The 18,961-nt window shown below is 37.0% G+C and carries 20 protein-coding genes; 1 reads left to right on the top strand and 19 read right to left on the bottom strand.

Annotation, left to right across the window (positions count from 1 at the left end; translation table 11 throughout):
• Window position 1 precedes the first annotated feature (1 nt).
• The 8 genes from fabD to CIB95_RS03050 all read right to left on the bottom strand — a co-directional run bounded on the left by fabD (window position 2) and on the right by CIB95_RS03050 (window position 8,333).
• Entirely contained in the window at window positions 2–946 is a 945-nt protein-coding gene (gene fabD / locus CIB95_RS03085) for an ACP S-malonyltransferase (protein WP_094921654.1), read from the bottom strand.
• A gap of 16 nt (window positions 947–962) precedes the next feature.
• The gene (plsX, locus tag CIB95_RS03080; RefSeq protein ID WP_094921651.1) at window positions 963–1,955 is read right to left on the bottom strand and encodes a phosphate acyltransferase PlsX; all 993 of its coding nucleotides are present in this window, start codon (window positions 1,953–1,955) and stop codon (window positions 963–965) included.
• An 8-nt stretch (window positions 1,956–1,963) separates the two neighbouring features.
• A complete protein-coding gene (fapR, locus tag CIB95_RS03075) occupies window positions 1,964–2,536 on the bottom strand; it encodes a transcription factor FapR (RefSeq protein WP_094921648.1) in 573 nt (190 codons plus the stop codon).
• Between the two features lie 77 nt (window positions 2,537–2,613).
• Window positions 2,614–4,665, bottom strand: a complete 2,052-nt coding sequence (recG, locus tag CIB95_RS03070) for an ATP-dependent DNA helicase RecG (RefSeq protein ID WP_094921645.1) — start codon at window positions 4,663–4,665, stop codon at window positions 2,614–2,616.
• On the bottom strand, window positions 4,652–5,542 hold the full coding sequence (gene sdaAA / locus CIB95_RS03065; protein ID WP_094921642.1) for an L-serine ammonia-lyase, iron-sulfur-dependent, subunit alpha: 891 nt from the start codon (window positions 5,540–5,542) through the stop codon (window positions 4,652–4,654). Before sdaAA ends, recG begins: the two co-directional genes overlap by 14 nt.
• An 18-nt stretch (window positions 5,543–5,560) precedes the next feature.
• Window positions 5,561–6,223, bottom strand: a complete 663-nt coding sequence (gene sdaAB / locus CIB95_RS03060; RefSeq protein ID WP_094921639.1) for an L-serine ammonia-lyase, iron-sulfur-dependent subunit beta — start codon at window positions 6,221–6,223, stop codon at window positions 5,561–5,563.
• A 60-nt stretch (window positions 6,224–6,283) separates the two neighbouring features.
• Complete coding sequence (locus CIB95_RS03055; RefSeq protein ID WP_094921636.1) at window positions 6,284–7,951, bottom strand: DAK2 domain-containing protein; 1,668 nt, start codon at window positions 7,949–7,951, stop codon at window positions 6,284–6,286.
• Window positions 7,952–7,970: 19 nt separating this feature from the next.
• The gene (locus CIB95_RS03050) at window positions 7,971–8,333 is read right to left on the bottom strand and encodes an Asp23/Gls24 family envelope stress response protein (RefSeq protein ID WP_094921633.1); all 363 of its coding nucleotides are present in this window, start codon (window positions 8,331–8,333) and stop codon (window positions 7,971–7,973) included.
• Between the two features lie 261 nt (window positions 8,334–8,594).
• Here CIB95_RS03050 and rpmB point away from each other — a divergent pair, with 261 nt between their 5' ends.
• Window positions 8,595–8,783: a 50S ribosomal protein L28 gene (gene rpmB, locus CIB95_RS03045; RefSeq protein WP_094921630.1), complete on the top strand. Its 189-nt coding sequence runs from the start codon at window positions 8,595–8,597 to the stop codon at window positions 8,781–8,783.
• A 90-nt stretch (window positions 8,784–8,873) separates the two neighbouring features.
• Here rpmB and spoVM read toward each other — a convergent pair whose 3' ends face one another.
• From spoVM to CIB95_RS02990, 11 genes are all read right to left on the bottom strand, one after another.
• Complete coding sequence (gene spoVM, locus CIB95_RS03040) at window positions 8,874–8,954, bottom strand: stage V sporulation protein SpoVM (RefSeq protein WP_094921628.1); 81 nt, start codon at window positions 8,952–8,954, stop codon at window positions 8,874–8,876.
• 99 nt (window positions 8,955–9,053) lie between these two features.
• On the bottom strand, window positions 9,054–9,695 hold the full coding sequence (locus CIB95_RS03035) for a thiamine diphosphokinase (protein ID WP_094921625.1): 642 nt from the start codon (window positions 9,693–9,695) through the stop codon (window positions 9,054–9,056).
• Window positions 9,696–9,955: 260 nt separating this feature from the next.
• Window positions 9,956–10,837 (bottom strand): metal ABC transporter permease, encoded by an 882-nt coding sequence (locus tag CIB95_RS03030; protein ID WP_094921622.1) that lies wholly within the window; start codon window positions 10,835–10,837, stop codon window positions 9,956–9,958.
• Window positions 10,830–12,197 (bottom strand): metal ABC transporter permease, encoded by a 1,368-nt coding sequence (locus tag CIB95_RS03025; protein ID WP_094921619.1) that lies wholly within the window; start codon window positions 12,195–12,197, stop codon window positions 10,830–10,832. The genes CIB95_RS03030 and CIB95_RS03025 overlap by 8 nt, the downstream gene beginning before the upstream one ends.
• 5 nt (window positions 12,198–12,202) lie before the next feature.
• Window positions 12,203–12,958: a metal ABC transporter ATP-binding protein gene (locus CIB95_RS03020; protein WP_094921616.1), complete on the bottom strand. Its 756-nt coding sequence runs from the start codon at window positions 12,956–12,958 to the stop codon at window positions 12,203–12,205.
• Between the two features lie 17 nt (window positions 12,959–12,975).
• The gene (locus tag CIB95_RS03015; RefSeq protein ID WP_198949151.1) at window positions 12,976–13,893 is read right to left on the bottom strand and encodes a metal ABC transporter solute-binding protein, Zn/Mn family; all 918 of its coding nucleotides are present in this window, start codon (window positions 13,891–13,893) and stop codon (window positions 12,976–12,978) included.
• A 304-nt stretch (window positions 13,894–14,197) separates the two neighbouring features.
• The gene (locus tag CIB95_RS03010) at window positions 14,198–14,572 is read right to left on the bottom strand and encodes a DUF2500 domain-containing protein (RefSeq protein WP_094921610.1); all 375 of its coding nucleotides are present in this window, start codon (window positions 14,570–14,572) and stop codon (window positions 14,198–14,200) included.
• A gap of 168 nt (window positions 14,573–14,740) precedes the next feature.
• Window positions 14,741–15,391: a ribulose-phosphate 3-epimerase gene (gene rpe, locus CIB95_RS03005; RefSeq protein ID WP_094921608.1), complete on the bottom strand. Its 651-nt coding sequence runs from the start codon at window positions 15,389–15,391 to the stop codon at window positions 14,741–14,743.
• A gap of 1 nt (window position 15,392) precedes the next feature.
• The gene (gene rsgA, locus CIB95_RS03000; RefSeq protein ID WP_094921605.1) at window positions 15,393–16,271 is read right to left on the bottom strand and encodes a ribosome small subunit-dependent GTPase A; all 879 of its coding nucleotides are present in this window, start codon (window positions 16,269–16,271) and stop codon (window positions 15,393–15,395) included.
• Window positions 16,272–16,286: 15 nt separating this feature from the next.
• Window positions 16,287–18,200: a Stk1 family PASTA domain-containing Ser/Thr kinase gene (pknB, locus tag CIB95_RS02995; protein WP_094921602.1), complete on the bottom strand. Its 1,914-nt coding sequence runs from the start codon at window positions 18,198–18,200 to the stop codon at window positions 16,287–16,289.
• Between the two features lie 2 nt (window positions 18,201–18,202).
• On the bottom strand, window positions 18,203–18,958 hold the full coding sequence (locus CIB95_RS02990; protein WP_094921599.1) for a Stp1/IreP family PP2C-type Ser/Thr phosphatase: 756 nt from the start codon (window positions 18,956–18,958) through the stop codon (window positions 18,203–18,205).
• Window positions 18,959–18,961: the final 3 nt, after the last annotated feature.

Genomic DNA, 18,961 nt, shown 5'->3' with positions numbered 1-18,961 from the left:
ATTAAGCTTCCCCCTTTATTTTTGCAACAACGGCTTCTAATGTTTCACCGTCACTAATACTATAAGTTTTCGCACGACGATGGACTTTTTTCACTAGTCCTGACAAAACTTTGCCTGGACCAATTTCAATAAATGTGTCAACGTCATGATCTAGTAAGTATTTAATTGTATCTTCCCATAAAACTGGAGAATACAGCTGTTCAATAAGACGCTCTCTTATTTCATTTGCGGAAGTCATCTTTTGTGCAGTTACATTTGCAACGACCGGAACGGTGGCATCCTTAATTGTAATGTCAGATAAAACGTTACTTAGCTTTTCTGACGCAGGCTTCATTAGCTCTGAATGGAAAGGTCCACTTACTTGCAGGGCTATAACTCGTTTAGCACCATTTTCACTAGCAAGTTTTGAAGCTATTTCTACACCCCTTGCAGTTCCGGAAATAACAATTTGCCCAGGGCAATTTAAGTTAGCTAATTGGACAGTTTCTCCATCAGAAGTAACACTATCTGTTATTTCTTTTAAAGCATCTCTTTCCATCCCAAGAACGGCTGCCATCGCTCCAAGGCCAGCTGGTACTGCTTCTTCCATAAATAGTCCACGCTGACGCACAGCAAACACAGCATCTTCAAAAGAAATACTACCAGCAGCGACTAATGCCGAATACTCTCCTAAACTGTGGCCTGCTGTGTAGTCAGCCGTAATTCCATGTTCTTTCAACGTTTCTAAAATAGCTATACTCGTCGTTAGTAATGCTGGTTGCGTATTTTCCGTTAATGTTAACTCTTCTTGTGGACCATTAAAGATTAGATTTGTTAACGAAAACCCTAAGCGTTGATTAGCTTTTTCAAATATTTCAAGCGCAGCTTTTTGATCATTAGCCAACTGCTTCCCCATGCCAACTTCCTGTGAACCTTGCCCAGGAAATAGAAATGCTATTTTCCCCATATGACTCCACTCCTAACTATTGAACTTTATCTTTTTCAATTGTTTCAGAAATTGTACCAGCAACATTTTCTTGGACCATATTCCGTGCTTGGCGAATGGCATTTACTACTGCACGACTTTTGGACGAGCCATGCGCTTTAATTACTGGTGCTTTTAGACCAAACAATCCTGCTCCACCATATTCAGAGTAATCTAGTTTATCTTTAATTTTCTTAAACTTATTTTTCAGAACAAGCGCCGCTATTTTACTAGTAAAATTACTTGTTAGCTCCTCTTTTAACAAGCTAAAAAGAGACATTGCTGTACCTTCTAATGATTTCAGTACTAAATTTCCAGAAAAACCATCACATACAACTACATCAGCTACTCCTTCTAAAAGGTCGCGAGATTCAACGTTGCCAACAAAATTAATAGGAGCATTTTTTAGTAGCTCAAACGATTGTTTACTTAGTTCGTTTCCTTTCATCTCTTCCGTACCAATGTTCAGTAAGCCTACACGAGGATTAGCTATGCCACGTGCTTTTTCTGCATAGATGGAACCCATAATTGCATTTTGTAATAAATGCTCCGGTTTCGCATCAACGTTTGCTCCAACATCGAGAAGGACAAAGCCATCTCCATTCCTTGTAGGCAAAGTAGGAGAAAGGGCAGGTCGTTCAATCCCTTTAATACGACCGACGTTTAATAATCCTGCTGTCATTAGCGCACCAGTATTTCCAGCTGAAATACAAGCATCTGCGCGTCCTTCTTTTACTTCGACAGCTGCCAGAACCATCGAGGAGTTTTTCTTTCGACGAACTGCTCGCACTGGTTCATCTGTACTTAATATCATTTCATCAGTATGTAAAATTGTAATTCGATTTAGGTTTGTCGCGTATTTTTTTATTTCCGTTTCATTACCTACTAAAGTAATTTCTAAATCATCGTATTTTTCTATTGCAGCAACTGCACCTAAAACGATTTCTTTTGGTGCGTTGTCACCACCCATTGCATCAATAGCTATTCTCATGTTGTTTTTCACTCCTTTGACTTCTCTCCTGAGCGATACATCGTAAATTCCCCTGAGAAAACAAACTCTTGACCGACAAAGCTATTCACTTCAACAATTGAACGACCTTTGCCTTCATCTATAGTGGTAACCTTTGCTTTTGCAACAACACGATCTCCAAGTTTCACTTGGGTTGCAAAGCGGATGCTAGCTTTTGCAGTTAATGCTAGTTCATCATTAGTGACGGCTACAGCTAGAGAGTTCGCTTGGGCGAATAAATGATGTCCTCTCGCAATATTATTTCGTGAGAAAACATGCTCCGCTCTAATTTCTAATAAAGAAATTGCGCTTTCATCCAATTGCAAGTCAACAATCTCACCAATTACCTCTTCAATCGGCAGTGCTTTTACTTCATCAAATTGTTTTTCTGCAACATGCTTTATCCGCTCACGAAGTTCTGGAATAGATAATTCCATTCGATCTAAACGAATTGTTTGAACACTTACAGTATATTTTTTCGCTAAGTCTTCATCTGTAATAAAAGGGTTTTCTTTTATCGTTGATTGCAACATATGCTGACGTTCTTTTTTTGATAGCTTCATATCTTCACATCCGAACTATTATGACTAGGTACTAATAACTTATCTTAGTATATAACCATTATGTAAATTATGCAATACTAATCAAGCTTTTCGCCCGAGAATACACCTGTTTTTTCTAACTTATCCCTCATTGGTGCCCATTCATCCGCTTCCCAAAAGGAAGTACTTGCTACTAATTTTTCTGCATCTTGCCGTGCAATTTCTAACGCACGATAATCATGAATCATATCAGCAACTTTGAATTCAGGCACTCCACTTTGTTTTGTTCCGAAAAAATCTCCAGGTCCTCGGAGTTCAAGGTCCTTTTCCGCAAGGACAAAGCCATCATTCGTCTCCGTCATTATTTGCATTCGTTCCTTTCCGACCTCAGTTTTCGGGTCGGCAAGTAATATACAATACGATTGAGCACTTCCGCGGCCAACTCGGCCCCTCAGCTGATGAAGCTGTGACAGGCCAAAGCGTTCCGCGTCATAAATTACCATAACGGTGGCATTAGGTACGTTAACACCGACTTCAACGACCGTTGTCGAGACTAAAACTTGTACTTTATTATCCCCAAACTCTTGCATTATTGCTTCTTTTTCATCAGCAGCTAATCTACCATGCATAAGCCCAACTTGGTATTGTGCGAAATACTGTTGCAGCATCGCATGAATATCATGGGCATTTTGCACATCAAGATTTTCTGACTCTTCAATCAGAGGGCAAATAACATAAGCTTGCCTTCCTTGCTTTAACTCTTTATCAATAAATGCTAGGATGCGATCCATCATGTCGTGTTTAGCCCAGTACGTTTTTATTTCTTTTCGACCCGCTGGGTATTCATCAATAATTGAAACATCCATTTCACCAAATGCCGTAATTGAAAGAGTGCGAGGTATAGGGGTTGCAGTCATAAAAAGAACATCAGGACTTTCACCCTTTTCTTTTAACACCCTCCTCTGATTTACACCAAAGCGATGTTGTTCATCAGTTATGACTAATCCTAGTTGTTTAAAAATAATTTCGTCTTGAATTAGCGCATGCGTGCCTACTGCAATATCAATACTTCCATCCACTAACTTTGATAATATTTCTCTTCGTTTTTTCCCTTTTATAGAACTTGTCAGTAATTCAACAGTTATTCCATACGCAGAGAAAACCTCTTTTAGCGACTCGACATGTTGTTCAGCTAAAATCTCTGTTGGAACCATTAACGCACCTTGATTTCCAGATTTAACTGTGGCATATAAACATATTGCAGCAACAATTGTCTTCCCTGAACCAACATCTCCTTGTAAAAGGCGGTTCATCCGGAAGTCACTTTGCATATCGTTTAACACTTCTTTTACCACCCGGTCTTGTGCATTAGTTAATGGAAACGGTAAAGACTTAATAAATGAGGAGACATCTGATTCGGAAAACTCTTGCTTCATTCCTTTATCATTTTCTCTGTCAAACTTCCGAAAAGCTTGTACCTTTAATTGAAACTGTAAAAATTCCTCATACACAAAGCGTCTACGCGCATGCTGTGCTTCTTCTTGAGTGTTAGGAAAATGCAGACGATACAAGGCATCTTTACGTGGCAATAGTTTATATTTTTGCAATACTGTTCGTGGTAAAGTTTCTGGAAGATATTCAGCATACTGCTTGAATGCCTGAACGATAAATTTTCGCAACGTATGTATTTTCATTAAACTTTTCACTGAGTAAATTGGTTGCAACTCTTGCTCACCTTGGTGTGGCGTTAACTTATATTGATTAACTGTCAATGTTGATTTGTGTTGGTCCCACTTACCTGTAAGTGTAACTGTCATTCCGAGTGTTAATTGCTTTTTGGCAAACGGTTGATTGAAAAATACGGCAGAAATTAAATATCTGCCAACGAGCACTTTCACTGTCATTCTTGATCGTTTCTTCCCATAAAAACGTAAAGAAGGTTCGCTATGAACCTTCCCCTCGACAGTGACACGTTCATCGTGTGAAACTTCAGCTAAATCCTTAAGCTGATAGTCTTCATAACGTGTTGGAAAATATTCTAATAAATGTTCAACAGTCACAATTCCCAGTTCATTTAGTTGTTTTTCCTTTTCAGGACCAACACCTATTACTTCTGATACAGGTACGGTGACTAAATTATTTTTCTTCATCGAGAGACACTCCGAAAATCTTCGCTTCAAGTTCTCGCCCAGTAGGGGTTGCTGCTAATCCACCTAAAGCTGTTTCTTTCAATGCTGTTGGCATAGATTGACCAATTTTATACATTGCATCAATTACTTCATCACATGGGATGCGGCTTGTAACTCCAGCAAGTGCCATATCAGCTGCAACAATTGCATTTGCTGCTCCCATCGCATTTCGTTTCACACATGGAACTTCAACGAGTCCAGCAACTGGATCACAGACTAAACCGAGCATATTCTTTAAAGCAATAGCCATCGCTTCGGCAGATTGACTTGGCGTACCGCCTGCAAGCTCTACAATAGCTGCCGCAGCCATTCCTGTTGCTGAACCGACTTCAGCTTGGCAACCACCTGCAGCACCGGAAATAGAGGCATTGTTTGCTACAACAAATCCAAAGGCACCTGAAGTAAACAAGTAGCGGACCATTTGCTCACGAGTTGGATTCAGCTTGTTTTTTAAAGCAAATAACGTTCCCGGCACTACACCAGCAGATCCAGCAGTCGGAGTAGCACAAATAGTACCCATCGCTGCGTTCACTTCATTAGTTGCAACCGCTTTACTTACAGCGTCCATAAGTAAGTCCCCAGCTAAAGATTTACCTGATTTAATATATTTTTGTAGTAAAACTGCATCTCCGCCAGTTAAACCAGAATGAGATTTAACCTCTTCATTAATACCACGCTCAACAGCCTTTTCCATCACTTCTAAATTATGGCTCATTTGCTCGATAATTGCTTCTCGAGATCTTCCTTTTACAGATACTTCTTGTTGGATCATTATTTCCGAGATTAACATGTTCTTTGATTCAGCAAGCTCTACTAACTCTGCAACATTACGGAACATTTGTATCCCCCTCTCAACTTAGTCGTGAATCTCAATTACTTTTATTACATGCTCTAATTTCGAAACTTCTTGTACTATTTTTTCAGATAAATTTTGATCAACTTCAATAATCATTAAAGCTTCTTTACCTTTATCTTGTCTATAAACTTCCATGTAGCCTATATTTACCTCATGTTTAGTTAATGCATTCGTCACACTGGCAATAACTCCAAACGTATCTTGATGAACAACTAGTAGCGCAGGATTCACTCCAGTTAAGCGAAGTTTATAACCGTTTAATTCAACGATCTCTACCTTTCCACCGCCAATTGAAATTCCTACTAGCTCCATTTCTCCCTTTTCATCACTTAAGTGAATTCGGGCTGTGTTAGGGTGGTCTGTTAATGCCTCATCTTCTTTGATTGAAATAACAATACCATCATTTTTTGCAAATTCTAATGCTTTAATAATACGTTCATCAGAAGTATCAAAATCTAATATACCACCAACAATTGCTACATCCGTACCATGACCTTTATACGTTTTTGCAAAAGAACCATAAAAAGTGATCACAGCTTTTTTCGGCTCACGGCCAAATAATGATCGGGCAATTCGACCTATTCGAGCAGCACCAGCTGTATGTGAACTTGATGGCCCAATCATCACAGGGCCAATAATATCAAAAACACTTTTATATTTCATGCTTCTTCCCCCATAATTAAATGTAGAGAAAGGGGCTAAATAGCCCCTTTCATCATCTGTCTATTCAACTGAGATAATATATGCATAAAGTGGTTGTTCGCCTTTATGAACTTCAACTTCAACATCTTCAAATTTTTCTTCTACATAGGAAACTAAAGCATCTACATCTTTATCCGAAGCATCTTCACCTTGAATGATTGTAACGATTTCATCGTCTTCATCAATTAAGTTTGAAAGAAGTTCTTGTGCTGCTTTTTCCATATCGCTATGAGAAACAACAATCTTTCCATCAGCAATTCCCATGAAGTCATTCTCTTTAATTTCAACACCGTCAATGGAAGTATCACGAACTGCAAATGTAACCTGACCAGTTTTCACATTAGCAATACCGTCCAGCATAGAAGCTTCATTCTCTTCCGGTGATTGCGCAGGATTAAATGACAATAATGCCGCCATCCCTTGAGGTACTGTCTTCGTTGGAATAACGATAACGCGGGCATCAGCAACTTCAGCAGCTTGCTTAGCAGCCATTACGATATTACTGTTATTAGGTAAAATAAATACCGTTTCAGCATGTGCCTCTTTAATCGACTTTACGATATCTTCTGTGCTTGGATTCATCGTCTGACCGCCTTTAATTACTTCATTAGCGCCAAGACTCTTGAATAAATCAGCAATTCCATCGCCCATTGCAACAGTTACAACACCATAGTTTGCTTTTTCTTTAGGTTTTTTTGCCTTAGTCTTTTTATCTGACTCTAAAATCGTCGTATGCTGTTCACGCATATTTTCGATTTTCATATTAATTAGACTACCATGCTTTTGTGCATACGTTAGAACTTCTCCAGGATGTTCAGCATGTATATGTACTTTAACGATTTCATCATCAGCAACTACTAATAATGAGTCACCATGATTACTTAACGTATTACGGAATTCTTCTTCATTAAATGGTGATTCATTTAATTTGTCTTCCTCAAATTTAACCATGAACTCTGTGCAATAACCATATTCAATGTCTTCTGTTGACATGTGACTTTGAACACTTTTATGATGTTCTGCACTTACTAGCTCTTCCATTGAAAGCGCCGAAGCACCTTCTGGTAACTCTTCACCTTTTAACTTAGCAAGGAACCCTTCGTATACTGTTAGAAGTCCTTGACCACCACTGTCGACTACGCCTACTTCTTTTAAAACAGGTAATAAGTCTGGTGTGCGATCTAACGATGCTTTAGCTTCTTTTACAACCGCTTCCATAACAACAATAATATCGTCTGTTTTTTCAGCAGTTTCAACAGCAACTTTCGCAGAGTCTTTTGCTACAGTTAAGATCGTACCTTCTACTGGTTTCATAACTGCCTTATAAGCAGTAACTACACCACCATCAAAAGCAGCAGCAAATTGCTTTGCATCTACAGTCGCTTTTCCTTCTAAGGCTCTTGAAAACCCGCGGAATAGTTGAGATAAAATAACTCCAGAATTTCCTCGTGCACCCATCAGTAACCCTTTCGCAAAAATACCAGCAACTTCACCAACATGGTTTGAAGTTGATAATTCTACTTCTTTGCGACCTGAAGTAATTGTTAGGTTCATATTAGTTCCTGTATCGCCATCCGGAACAGGGAATACATTAAGTGCATCCACATATTCCACATTATTTGTTAAGTTACGCGCACCAAAAATAACCATTTTGGATAGCATTTTTCCATCTAAATTATTGAGTACCACTGGATGTTTCCTCCTTAAACTACGGGTTAGTAACCGTTACGCCTTGTATAAAAATATTAACAGAGTCTACTGAAAGTCCAAGCATCTTATCTAAAGTGTATTTCACTTTATTTTGAACATTGTGAGCTACTTCTGAAATTTTTGTGCCGTAGCTAACGATGATATACATATCAATGTGAACTTCTTCTCCCTGTTGGCGCACAATTACACCTTTACTAAAGTTTTCTTTTTTTAACAATTCTGAGATTCCATCTTTCAATTGTTTCTGTGATGCCATTCCGACAATTCCATAACAATCTATTGCTGCTCCACCGGCAATCTCTGAAATAACTTCAGTTGTAATTCCAATTTTACCAAGCTTTGTGCTCATTTCAATTGACATAAAAGATCCTCCTTTGGATTTTGTCACTATTGGCTACAGTCATTTTACTATAAGATGACAATTTTTAAAAGAACTATTGCAAACAGTGCACTTTTACGGAATATCATACCTTGTCCAAATTAGGTGTCAAGGTTTTTTTCTTGATAAACATTTTGAAGTACTGTTGCATTATTCTAGTTTACGTGATAATATAGGAAAGTATTTTTAATATGTGGATGAAATCTTAAATATTTTCTTTGAAATCTAGGGAGGTACTATAATATGGCACGTCAATGTGTTGTTACTGGAAAAAAAGCATCTTTTGGAAACAAGCGATCTCATGCAATGAACGCTACTAAGCGTAAATGGGGCGCTAACTTACAAAAAGTTCGTATCTTAGTAGATGGTAAGCCTAAAAAGGTTTATGTATCTGCTCGTGCTTTACGTTCAGGTAAAGTAGAACGCGTTTAATAGTAAAAAAGAGGTTCGTAGGATTTTTCTTACGAGCCTCTTTTTTTGTTTTCTTTCGTGAAAAAAGCACCGAATTCGGTGCTTTTTTCACTACTCTTTCTTAAATGCTCCTAATACGATACGAATAAAGCCGCCAATAAACCTCGGAAGTTTAATGGTATAAAATTTCATAATCCCCCTCCTAAGCGTGGTTTGCCCCTTAAGCAAGCCTAGATGTTAACTCCATTATTAATATATTCACGGGAGAGAAAATAGTACCTAAAAATTTCCCTAGGCATCCCGACTCTTTACCACCATTAATATGCCGGATTTAAAAGAATATGTCCCTTTTTTCTTCTCTAATTCATTGCTAATGCATAATGTTTCACCCCATCGCACCGTTGTCTCATGTAGTGGATACTTGAAACCAGTAAGTGATAACCCACTTACCTCATATGATTGAGGCAGAAAAGAAATATAAGGAAAATACTCATCTTTGTCTAGTGAATAAGTACCTGGCCCCCTCATAGTAATTTTATTTTGATTATCGAAAATAATGATTTCTTTTTTTGTTCCGATTGTTTTTGTAATCATTTGGATGTTAATTAGTTCATGATCTAGCCTACCACCAGTACAACCAAGTAATATAATTTTTTCATCTTCCTGCGTTATTGCCCAATTTAAAGCTAATTCTAAATCTGTTTCATCTTTTTCTGCCGGATATGTATATAGAAGGCAACCGCTTTTTTCTACTTCTATTCTTTCCTCAGTTGTAATTGAGTCGAAATCACCAAATGCCATTTCAGGCACAATGTTACTTTTAATTAATGTATACAATCCTCGGTCTACCCCAATCCACCGAGTAATACTACTTTCAAATTTAGAAAACTCCGGGAGAGCTTGCTGCGGCCCTCCTGCTACTATAACTATCATTCCATATCCACCTTCCCATTTCGCTATGTAATCTTGCTAATTGGCGTTACAGGCCATATTTCATTACCCCACTGTGACATCACCCTCGATGTTTTCTTGCATTATATTGTTGCATTAAAATGATGTCAAAATAAATGTTCGTTATTACTGATGTCTACGATTTTGATTCTTATTTTACTACATTTAGGAACAACTCGTTTTACTTCGTTTTGCTTATAAAAAAGAAAAAGACAAACGAAAAAAAATCGTTTGTCCCTTACCTATAGTTCTTTTGATACATTTCGAGTCGCTAATCGTTTAGCTATTAATCCATGTTTCGGTGATGCAATAAAGACTATGAAGAAAATAAGTCCTGCCGCGGACGCCATTGCACCTGCAATTGAAACATTGAATATATACGCAATTTGATAACCTGCGATGGCGGATAAAACCCCAATAATGGCTGAAAGAATTAGCATAATGTGAAGTTTGTCAGTTAATAAATAAGCAGCTGCTCCAGGTACAATTAACATTGCAACAACTAATATTGCCCCTACACTTTCAAAAGCTGAAACTGCAGTAAGTGAAGTCATACCCATTAATAAATAATGAATAAATACAACGGGAACTCCAATTGCAGCTGCCATTTGTGGATCAAAGGAACTTATTTTAAATTCTTTATAGAAAAACAAAATAAGAATAATATTGATAACTAAGATGATACTTAATACCCATACCGCTTGTGGGCCAAGTTCCATTCCAGCAATTGTTAGTGTATTCCATGGCACATAGGCGATTTCTCCGTACAAAACGTGTTCTACATCTAAATGCACTTGCTTGGCAAATAATGAAACGAGAACTACACCAAAAGCAAACATAGAAGTGAAAACAACACCAATTGCTGCATCTGATTGAATGCCTTTAGAATGTAAAAGTTGCACAAGAAATGCTGTGAAAACACCGATAACTCCAGCACCTATAACCATAAATACATTACTTAAACTACCTGTAAATAAAAATGCTAATACTATTCCTAATAAAACTGTATGACTTATTGCATCAGCAAGCATTGCCATTTTACGTAAAATTAAATAACAGCCAACAATACCACATGAAATTCCAACGAGCGAACCAGTTAACATTATCCAAGCTGCACTACTCATGTGACATCGCTCCTTTAGCTTTTAAGGACTTTTGTTTGCTTAGGACTGTGTTTTTCACTGTAATATATGCATCATTTGTTAATTCAGGATGTAATCCATGCGAGTGTAATAATTCTTTTAACTCAGCAACGGTCTGCTTATTCATCTGCTTTGTAAAGTGAATGGAAGTAAATTCACCTTTCGATGAAGCATACTTCATTTCGTACATTAAGAAAATTTCCCAAAGTCGTTGATCTAACGTACCTTCGTAGGCATAACTTAACCCTAAATCAGTCAAACTCCAATTATCATCCATATTACTTACGAGCTTTTCTTTTTGTAACATTAATAAGGTTTTTAATGTTAAACGTTCAGAGAAGCCACTTCTAGAACATATTTTTTCTAAATGGATTCCTTCTAATAGCTGTTTATTAAAGCGACTTTTATATAAAGTTTCTAATTCACTATATAACGAGAGCACTATTTTATGGCGTTGTAACTTTTTCTTTAAACGAATATGGTTATACATCTTCATTAGTAATCCGCGCTTAGGAGCAAATAACATCGAAATTATAAATAAAATGGTTGCTGCTAGAACAATTAGTGGACCTGTTGGCATCGAAAACGCTAGCGTACTAATGAGCGTTCCAAAAATACCAGATATACCTCCGAATAATCCTGCAACAATCACCATCGAGCTAAGCTTTTCTACCCAAAATCTCGCTGCAATTGCAGGTGTAATTAACATTGCTGCCATTAAAATAATCCCAACCGCCTGTAATCCAATTACTACTGCACCAACAATTAAGACCATTAATAAAAAGTTTAAAAACCCTGCAGGAAGGCCGATCCCTTTGCCAAATTCAGGATCAAAACTTAATAGTTTAAACTCTTTAAATAGCAGTGCTGTGATTACTAGTAAAATAGTCGATACAATAGCCATCACTTTCACATCTTCACCAACTAGAGAAGCTGCCTGCCCAAATAGGAAGTCATCTAACCCACTTTGATTAGCATTGGCATTGTGCTGAATATAAGTTAATAAAACTATTCCAAAACCAAAGAACACAGATAGGATTAACCCAATTGCCGTTTCTTCTTTAATTCGCGAATTATTCGTAATATAGTAAATGCAAAAGGAAGCTAGTAAACCAGCAATTACTGCCCCGACCATAAATAGTCCAATAGATTTAGAACCTATGATTAAAAACATGACACAAATACCAGGGAGTGCTGCATGAGCCATTGCGTCTCCAATTAAGCTTTGCTTTCGTAATAATGCAAAGCTCCCTAGCACCCCACTGCTTAGTCCAAGTAAAAATGTACTCATAATTACCCATTGTGTATTAGCATCATTTAACAAGCTAAGAAATTCATTCATGGCACTCACCCTTTTTGAAGTACTGCTGTACCATTATTATTTTCTAAAAATGCTAAACGACCACCATATGTTTTTTGCAAGTTTTCAATCGTAAATACTTCTTCGGTCGGTCCCATCGCAATCTTTCGCTTATTTAATAATAAAACTGTATCAAAATAATCTTTAACTGTTTGCAAATCATGATGCACAACAAGTACCGTCTTTCCTTGCATTTTTAATTCGTTTAGCAATGTGACAATTGCCCGTTCCGTCGCAGCATCAACACCGACAAACGGTTCATCCATAAAATAAATGCTTGCATCTTGCGCTAAAGCTCTTGCAAGAAACACACGTTGTTGTTGCCCTCCAGAAAGCTGACTAATTTGTCTGTCAGCGAACTGAAGCATTCCTACTTTATCTAAACAATCGAGCGCAAGTTGTTTATCTTTTTTACTTGGCCATTTCAATAAACCGATATGACCGTATCGTCCCATTAAAACGACATCCAACGCATTTGTCGGAAAGTCCCAATCTACTGATCCACGTTGTGGTACGTATCCGATTGTTTTTCGTTGTTTTTTATAAGATTTTCCGTAAATTTGCACTTCACCAGATGCTTTAGGAATTAAACCAAGAATTCCTTTAATTAACGTTGACTTCCCTGCTCCATTTGGTCCAATAATACCTATTAACTTCCCTTCTGGAGCAGTAAACGAAACCTCCTGAAGAACCGGCTTTTGGTGGTATGCAATTGTTAAGTTTTCGACTGAAACAGGTTCCATCAAACCACACCTTTCTTTTACTTTAGTGCAGAAACTATTGTATCGATATTATGTTTTACCATTCCAATATACGTACCTTCTTCTGTACCTGGTTCACCCATTGCATCAGAGAATAGCTCCCCACCAATTGATACTTGATGATCTCGTTTTTTCGCCCCTTCAACGAGCGCTTTTATCGATTCATCTGAAATACTAGTTTCAATAAATACCGCTTTTATATTACGATTTTCCAATACATCAACTAAATGCTTAATATCTTTTAAACCAAACTCTGAGTCTGTACTTAATCCTTGTAAGCCCATTACTTCAAATCCGTATGCGTTGCCAAAGTAACCGAATGCATCATGCGCTGTAACTAAGACGCGACTTTCTTCAGGAACAGTTGCAACTTGCGCCTTAACATATTCATGTAAATCTGCTAACTCTTTTAAATAAGCTTCTGCATTTTTTGTGTAGTCGTCTTTATTTTCAGGGTCTTGCTCAATCATTGCATCACGCACAACTTCAACAGCACTCATCCATAACTCTACGTTAAACCATAAGTGTGGGTCTATGTGGTCAGGATTTTCAGGATCATCAAGTAAGTACTTTTTGTCTATTTTTTCCGTCACCGCATACGTTGGTGTCGTTCTTGCCATTTTTACGAATATATCATTCATTTTTCCTTCTAAATTTAGCCCGTTATAAAAAATAATGTCTGCATTTTCTAATTTAGCGATATCTCCCTGTGAAGCTTTGTATAAGTGGGGATCTACACCAGGTCCCATTAATCCATTTACTTCAACAAGATCTCCACCTACATTTTTTACGATGTCTGCTATCATACCTATTGTCGTAGTAACTTGAATTTTATCTGAATTATTCTCTGTCGTATTACAACCAGCTATGATCCCTAATGATAATAATAAGAAAAAAAGCATTTTAATTTTCTTCATCTCGATTTCCCCTTTTTCATAAGTAATTTATTTTTGGTTTGAATCAAAACTTTCGGCAACAGTCAATATTATGCAATCCTTAAAAAGCATGTGCATGTTTCCTGTAACTTAAATTATTTTACTCAACTATATTTTATGCATTAGACTTAAAAAGTTTCCTTAGTGCAACTTTATCTTCTGCACAATTTTTTGTCAATAGAAAAGATTTAATTTTAGACATAAAAAAAAGATCGTCAAAGACGATCATCATTACTTTCTTTCTATACCTATTTTTAATAATAAGAAAAGCTCCATTTACTTGCTATTAAAGTTCTTTAATCCTTGTTCGATCAAAACCTAAATATCGCGTACCTTGAAAATATAACTCTCCTTCATCCCCTTCAGCGAGTACGCCGAAATCATTCCCCTTCACTTGCAATTCCATCCTGTCGCCACTTTCCATTTCAAACGTGACATAATACTTTGTGTAAGCGCGACTTTCTCCTCCACCTTTAACAGCAGTTCGTTTTGTAATTATTTTTGCATTAACGTTTAGCTTCGGTGCTTTATTGTTCTTTGTCCATTGCATGATTCCTGTAATAATAATTATGATAAAAACCGAAATAACTATAAAAAAGATTGTTGCAATAAAGATTGGACCAAAAGTAAACATAAAATCTGTTGAGCTATCTTCGAACATTGATTATCCCCTCAAATCACTTGAAATTCTTCCTTTTAATTATAATCATCTCATTTTTATTAAATGATGAATATAGTTATTTTGTATTATTTTCCAAATTGTTTTATTCCACAGAAAAAAGAAAAACCCCTTACGTAAGCAAGGAGATTTTAAGGACTATGTATATCGTTAAATATTGTTTTTAATTGCTTGAATAGCCGCTTTTCTGTCTTCATAGTTAAATACAGCAGACCCCGCCACTAAAACATTCGCTCCCGCCTCTACGCAAATTTTAGCCGTTTCTGGATTTACACCACCATCAATTTCAATATCAATTGAAAGGTTATGCTTCTTTGTTAAATCTGCAACTTGACGAATTTTTGGTACGACACTTTTTATAAAGCTCTGCCCTCCAAAACCAGGGTTTACTGTCATAAGTAAAACAAGGTCAACATCGGTAATAATATCTTCTATCATTGCTACAGGTGTTGCAGGATTTATCACAACTCCAGCTTTGACACCGAGACTTTTAATAAAATGAACTGTCCGGTGCAAGTGTTTACAAGCTTCAACATGAACTGAAATTATATCTGCACCTGCTTTGGCAAACTGCTCAATATATTGATCTGGATTTTCAATCATTAAATGCACATCTAATGGTAAGGTAGTATGCGGCCGAATCGCATCAACAATTAATGGTCCTATCGTAATATTAGGGACGAAATGACCATCCATTACATCAACGTGTATATAATCTGCGCCGCCATTTTCCACGTCCTTAATTTCTGCGCCAAGTTTTGCAAAATCAGCAGAAAGAATAGAAGGTGCTATTTTGACCATATTAATACCTCCGTTGCTCTTTTATTTCAGCTAAAAATGCCTCATAGTGTTTATAACGCGCTGCCGAAATGGTTCCTTCTTCAACAGCAGCCTTCACTGCACATTTAGGTTCAGATTGGTGCAAGCAGCCTCTGAACTTACAATTATCCATTACTTCGCGCATTTCAGGAAAGCAAAGCGTTAAGTCTTCGGGTTCCATTTCCTCAAAGTCTAAAGAACTAAAGCCTGGAGTATCAGCAACAAAACCATCCCCTACTGGCATAAGCTCGACATGCCTTGTCGTATGCTTTCCACGACCAAGGTGGCTAGAAATTTCATTTGTTTCCAAATTCAACTCTTCATTTAATGCATTTAGCATCGAAGATTTACCAACACCTGATTGACCAGCGAACACACTGACACCTTTTTCTAAAAATGGACGCAGTTGTTCAATCCCTTCTTTCGTTTCTGTAGAAGTAAGTAAAACATCATAACCAATGCTTTCATACAGATTTTTGTATTGAACAATATTTTTCAATTCTTCGTCTGACAATAAATCTACTTTTGAAATGCAAATAATCGGCTTTAAATGTTTAGCTTCTACTAATACTAAAAAACGGTCAAGAAGGACATCGCTAAATTGTGGTTGAGTCGCTGAAAATACGAGAATTGCTTGATCAACATTAGCTATAGGCGGTCTAATTAATTCATTTTTACGCTCAGCAATCTCAACAACTGTTCCTTCTGTCATCGTTTCAGGTTCAAAGGTTACATAATCACCTACAAGCGGAGAAATATTTCGCTTACGAAATACGCCTCTCCCTCGACATTGGTATACTTCCGAATTACTTAATACATAGTAAAACCCACTTAACGCTTTTATAATCTTTCCCTCTGGCATTTTAGCCCTCCAATCTTATCTGTTTTTTTCGTCTTCATAACGAAATACTTTTTCATCTTTCATGTTTCCATTTATATAAACTTTGTAAGATCCCGTACTATTAGGGTTAATCGTCAATGGAACTGTGTACGTCGTCGTTTCTGATATTGTTTCACTTATAAACAAACTATTTTCATGGTTTGCATCGCTATAGGAAATCTGAATATCATATGTTTCATTATTCGATTGATTCGGAATGTTAATTTTTATTTCTTTATACACTGTAATTGGTTGATTAGGATTCGGACCTTTCGAAAATACAACTTCTATTTCCGTTCCACGCTCTACTTCAGTTCCAAATCCAGGATTTTGCGCAATGACATAACCCTTTTCAATTGTATCAGAATATTGCTCTTGGTGAATAATTGATAGGTTTTTATCGTTCATATAACGATAAACATCTTCTTGTGATAAGCCAATTAAGTTATCAATAGGAAACGTTGGTTGCTTTACACTTACATAGAGAGTAAGCACATCCGTTTCTAAAGAAAACCTTTCACCAAATCCCGGTTCTTGATCAAAGACGATATTTTCAGGATAATTTTCGTTTACCTCTTCGACAAATTCATAATTTGTAATTCCTAATTGTGATAATGTTTCTTCAATACTTTCTTTTGTTTGCCCAACGAAGCGGTCTAAGATGATAGGCTTTTTACCTAAACTAACTTTTACCTTTATTGAACTACCTTCTTTTACGGCTATATCGGCGTTGGGGATTTGTTCAATAATTTGCCCTACAGGAACAGTATTATCGTAAACTTCCTGAGTCTTTAGTTGCAAATCATATTTGTTTAAAACAATTTTTGCCTGCGCCTCATTCATTCCAACAACATTTGGGACGTCAACATCATTAACAGAAAGTATTTTAGGAAATACGATACTTGCGAAAACTGTACTTAATATAAGAAAAAATAAGATCGAGAAAAAAATAAATGCTTTTTTATTGTTTGGTTTCATCGGTTGTTGTTCCTTCTTCATTCTCTTAAGTTGAGCTTCTGTTGTAATATTTGGTATTGCTCTTGTATGTTCTTCGTCAATTGTAGGAATAACAAAACGTCGTTCTCCTCTTCTTGACTCGAGCAACGCTGTTTCGATATCTAATTGCATATCTTTAACTGTCTTGTAGCGGTACTTTGGATCCCTTGCCATTGCTTTTAATATGACATTTTCAAAGCTTTGTGGCAGATTTGGATTCCATTTTCTTGGCGAAGGTACTTCACCTTGCAAATGCTTAATTGCAACAGAAACAGCAGTATCACCAGAAAATGGCACACGACCAGTTACAAGCTCATAAAGAACAATACCCAGCGAGTAAATATCAGACTTTTCATTAACTAGACCACCACGAGCTTGCTCTGGTGATAAATAGTGAACTGAGCCTAATACTGACATCGTATGGGTAATTGTATAAGAGCTAGACGCAAGGGCAATACCGAAATCCGTTACTTTAATAGTACCTTCGTTATCAATTAATATATTTTGTGGTTTAATATCACGATGAATGATGTTGTTATCATGGGCATGTGCAATACCATCCGTTAATTGGGTCATAATATTAATTACTTTTGTTAGTGATAGTGGTTTATTTTCATTAATATATTTTTTTAACGTTTGCCCTTCAACAAGTTCCATGACAATGTAATGAAGTTCTTTATCTTCTCCAGCATCATAAACACTAACAACATTAGGATGAGCTAAACTAGTAGCGGCCTGCGCTTCACGATGAAAGCGGCGTATAAACTCAGGATCATTTCCGTGTTCTGGTCGAAGTACTTTAACTGCAACGTCACGATCTAAAATGACATCTTTCGCTTTATAAACCGTGGCCATTCCGCCGTCACCAATTACTTGATCAAGTTGATATCGAGCATTTAACCGTTTCCCAATCAATGCTAACACCCACCTTCTGAACAAACTGGTTTATGTTCTACTAAAGCAACCGAAATATTATCTTCTCCACCATTTTCATTAGCAAGTTCTACTAATCTTTCGGCTCTTAGCTTTACGTTTTGTCCGTTTAGGAGAATGCTTTCCATTTCCATGGTTTGCAATTTATCAGAAAGGCCATCAGAACAAAGTAACATTGTATCGCCTTCATCCCAACCAATTGTTTGAATTGAAGCTTCGACATTTTCGTCAGTACCTAATGCACGGATTAAAACATTCCGTTTTGGATGGTTATCAGCTTCTAGTTCCGTTATTTGTCCACTTTTTAATAACTCATTTACTAAGGAATGGTCCTGAGTCAATAACTGAACCGATGAATCATTGACAATATAACAGCGGCTATCTCCAATATGGCAAATTGTAGCAAAATCTTTTGTTAAAATAGTAGCTACAATTGTTGTTCCCATTCCTTCGCAATGTTCATTACTTTTGGAATGGGCTAATATTTGTTTGTTCACTTCTAAAACAACTTCAGAAAACCAGTTTTCAGCTTGGTCAGGGGAATCTATATTCTCTATCTGTTCCCACAATTGCTTGAACAAATCGACAGTCATATTGCTTGCGACATCGCCTGCACGATGCCCACCCATTCCGTCTGCGATAACTACTAGTTTTTCATTCGTTTTATTTGTGAAAATGCCACCACAATCTTCATTAAGTTCTCTTACTTTTCCCCGGTCAGTGATAAAAACACTTTCCATCTC

The organism is Lottiidibacillus patelloidae (assembly GCF_002262935.1).
Classification (GTDB): domain Bacteria; phylum Bacillota; class Bacilli; order Bacillales; family SA5d-4; genus Lottiidibacillus; species Lottiidibacillus patelloidae.
The sequence above is the reverse complement of the archived record's forward strand: the minus strand, read 5'-3'. Positions and strand labels throughout refer to the sequence as shown.

What these genes read in the sequence shown, in the direction of transcription:
- sdaAA (WP_094921642.1), bottom strand. Translation starts at nt 5,542, where the DNA reads ATGTTCCGTAATGTTGCAGAGTTAGTAGAGCTTGCTGAATCAAAGAAC.
- recG (WP_094921645.1), bottom strand. Translation starts at nt 4,665, where the DNA reads ATGAAGAAAAATAATTTAGTCACCGTACCTGTATCAGAAGTAATAGGT.
- rpmB (WP_094921630.1), top strand. Translation starts at nt 8,595, where the DNA reads ATGGCACGTCAATGTGTTGTTACTGGAAAAAAAGCATCTTTTGGAAAC.
- sdaAB (WP_094921639.1), bottom strand. Translation starts at nt 6,223, where the DNA reads ATGAAATATAAAAGTGTTTTTGATATTATTGGCCCTGTGATGATTGGG.
- CIB95_RS03035 (WP_094921625.1), bottom strand. Translation starts at nt 9,695, where the DNA reads ATGATAGTTATAGTAGCAGGAGGGCCGCAGCAAGCTCTCCCGGAGTTT.
- CIB95_RS03025 (WP_094921619.1), bottom strand. Translation starts at nt 12,197, where the DNA reads ATGAATGAATTTCTTAGCTTGTTAAATGATGCTAATACACAATGGGTA.
- rpe (WP_094921608.1), bottom strand. Translation starts at nt 15,391, where the DNA reads ATGGTCAAAATAGCACCTTCTATTCTTTCTGCTGATTTTGCAAAACTT.
- rsgA (WP_094921605.1), bottom strand. Translation starts at nt 16,271, where the DNA reads ATGCCAGAGGGAAAGATTATAAAAGCGTTAAGTGGGTTTTACTATGTA.
- CIB95_RS02990 (WP_094921599.1), bottom strand. Translation starts at nt 18,958, where the DNA reads ATGGAAAGTGTTTTTATCACTGACCGGGGAAAAGTAAGAGAACTTAAT.
- CIB95_RS03015 (WP_198949151.1), bottom strand. Translation starts at nt 13,893, where the DNA reads ATGAAGAAAATTAAAATGCTTTTTTTCTTATTATTATCATTAGGGATC.
- spoVM (WP_094921628.1), bottom strand. Translation starts at nt 8,954, where the DNA reads ATGAAATTTTATACCATTAAACTTCCGAGGTTTATTGGCGGCTTTATT.
- CIB95_RS03050 (WP_094921633.1), bottom strand. Translation starts at nt 8,333, where the DNA reads ATGTCAATTGAAATGAGCACAAAGCTTGGTAAAATTGGAATTACAACT.
- CIB95_RS03020 (WP_094921616.1), bottom strand. Translation starts at nt 12,958, where the DNA reads ATGGAACCTGTTTCAGTCGAAAACTTAACAATTGCATACCACCAAAAG.
- CIB95_RS03010 (WP_094921610.1), bottom strand. Translation starts at nt 14,572, where the DNA reads ATGTTCGAAGATAGCTCAACAGATTTTATGTTTACTTTTGGTCCAATC.
- plsX (WP_094921651.1), bottom strand. Translation starts at nt 1,955, where the DNA reads ATGAGAATAGCTATTGATGCAATGGGTGGTGACAACGCACCAAAAGAA.
- fapR (WP_094921648.1), bottom strand. Translation starts at nt 2,536, where the DNA reads ATGAAGCTATCAAAAAAAGAACGTCAGCATATGTTGCAATCAACGATA.
- fabD (WP_094921654.1), bottom strand. Translation starts at nt 946, where the DNA reads ATGGGGAAAATAGCATTTCTATTTCCTGGGCAAGGTTCACAGGAAGTT.
- CIB95_RS03030 (WP_094921622.1), bottom strand. Translation starts at nt 10,837, where the DNA reads ATGAGTAGTGCAGCTTGGATAATGTTAACTGGTTCGCTCGTTGGAATT.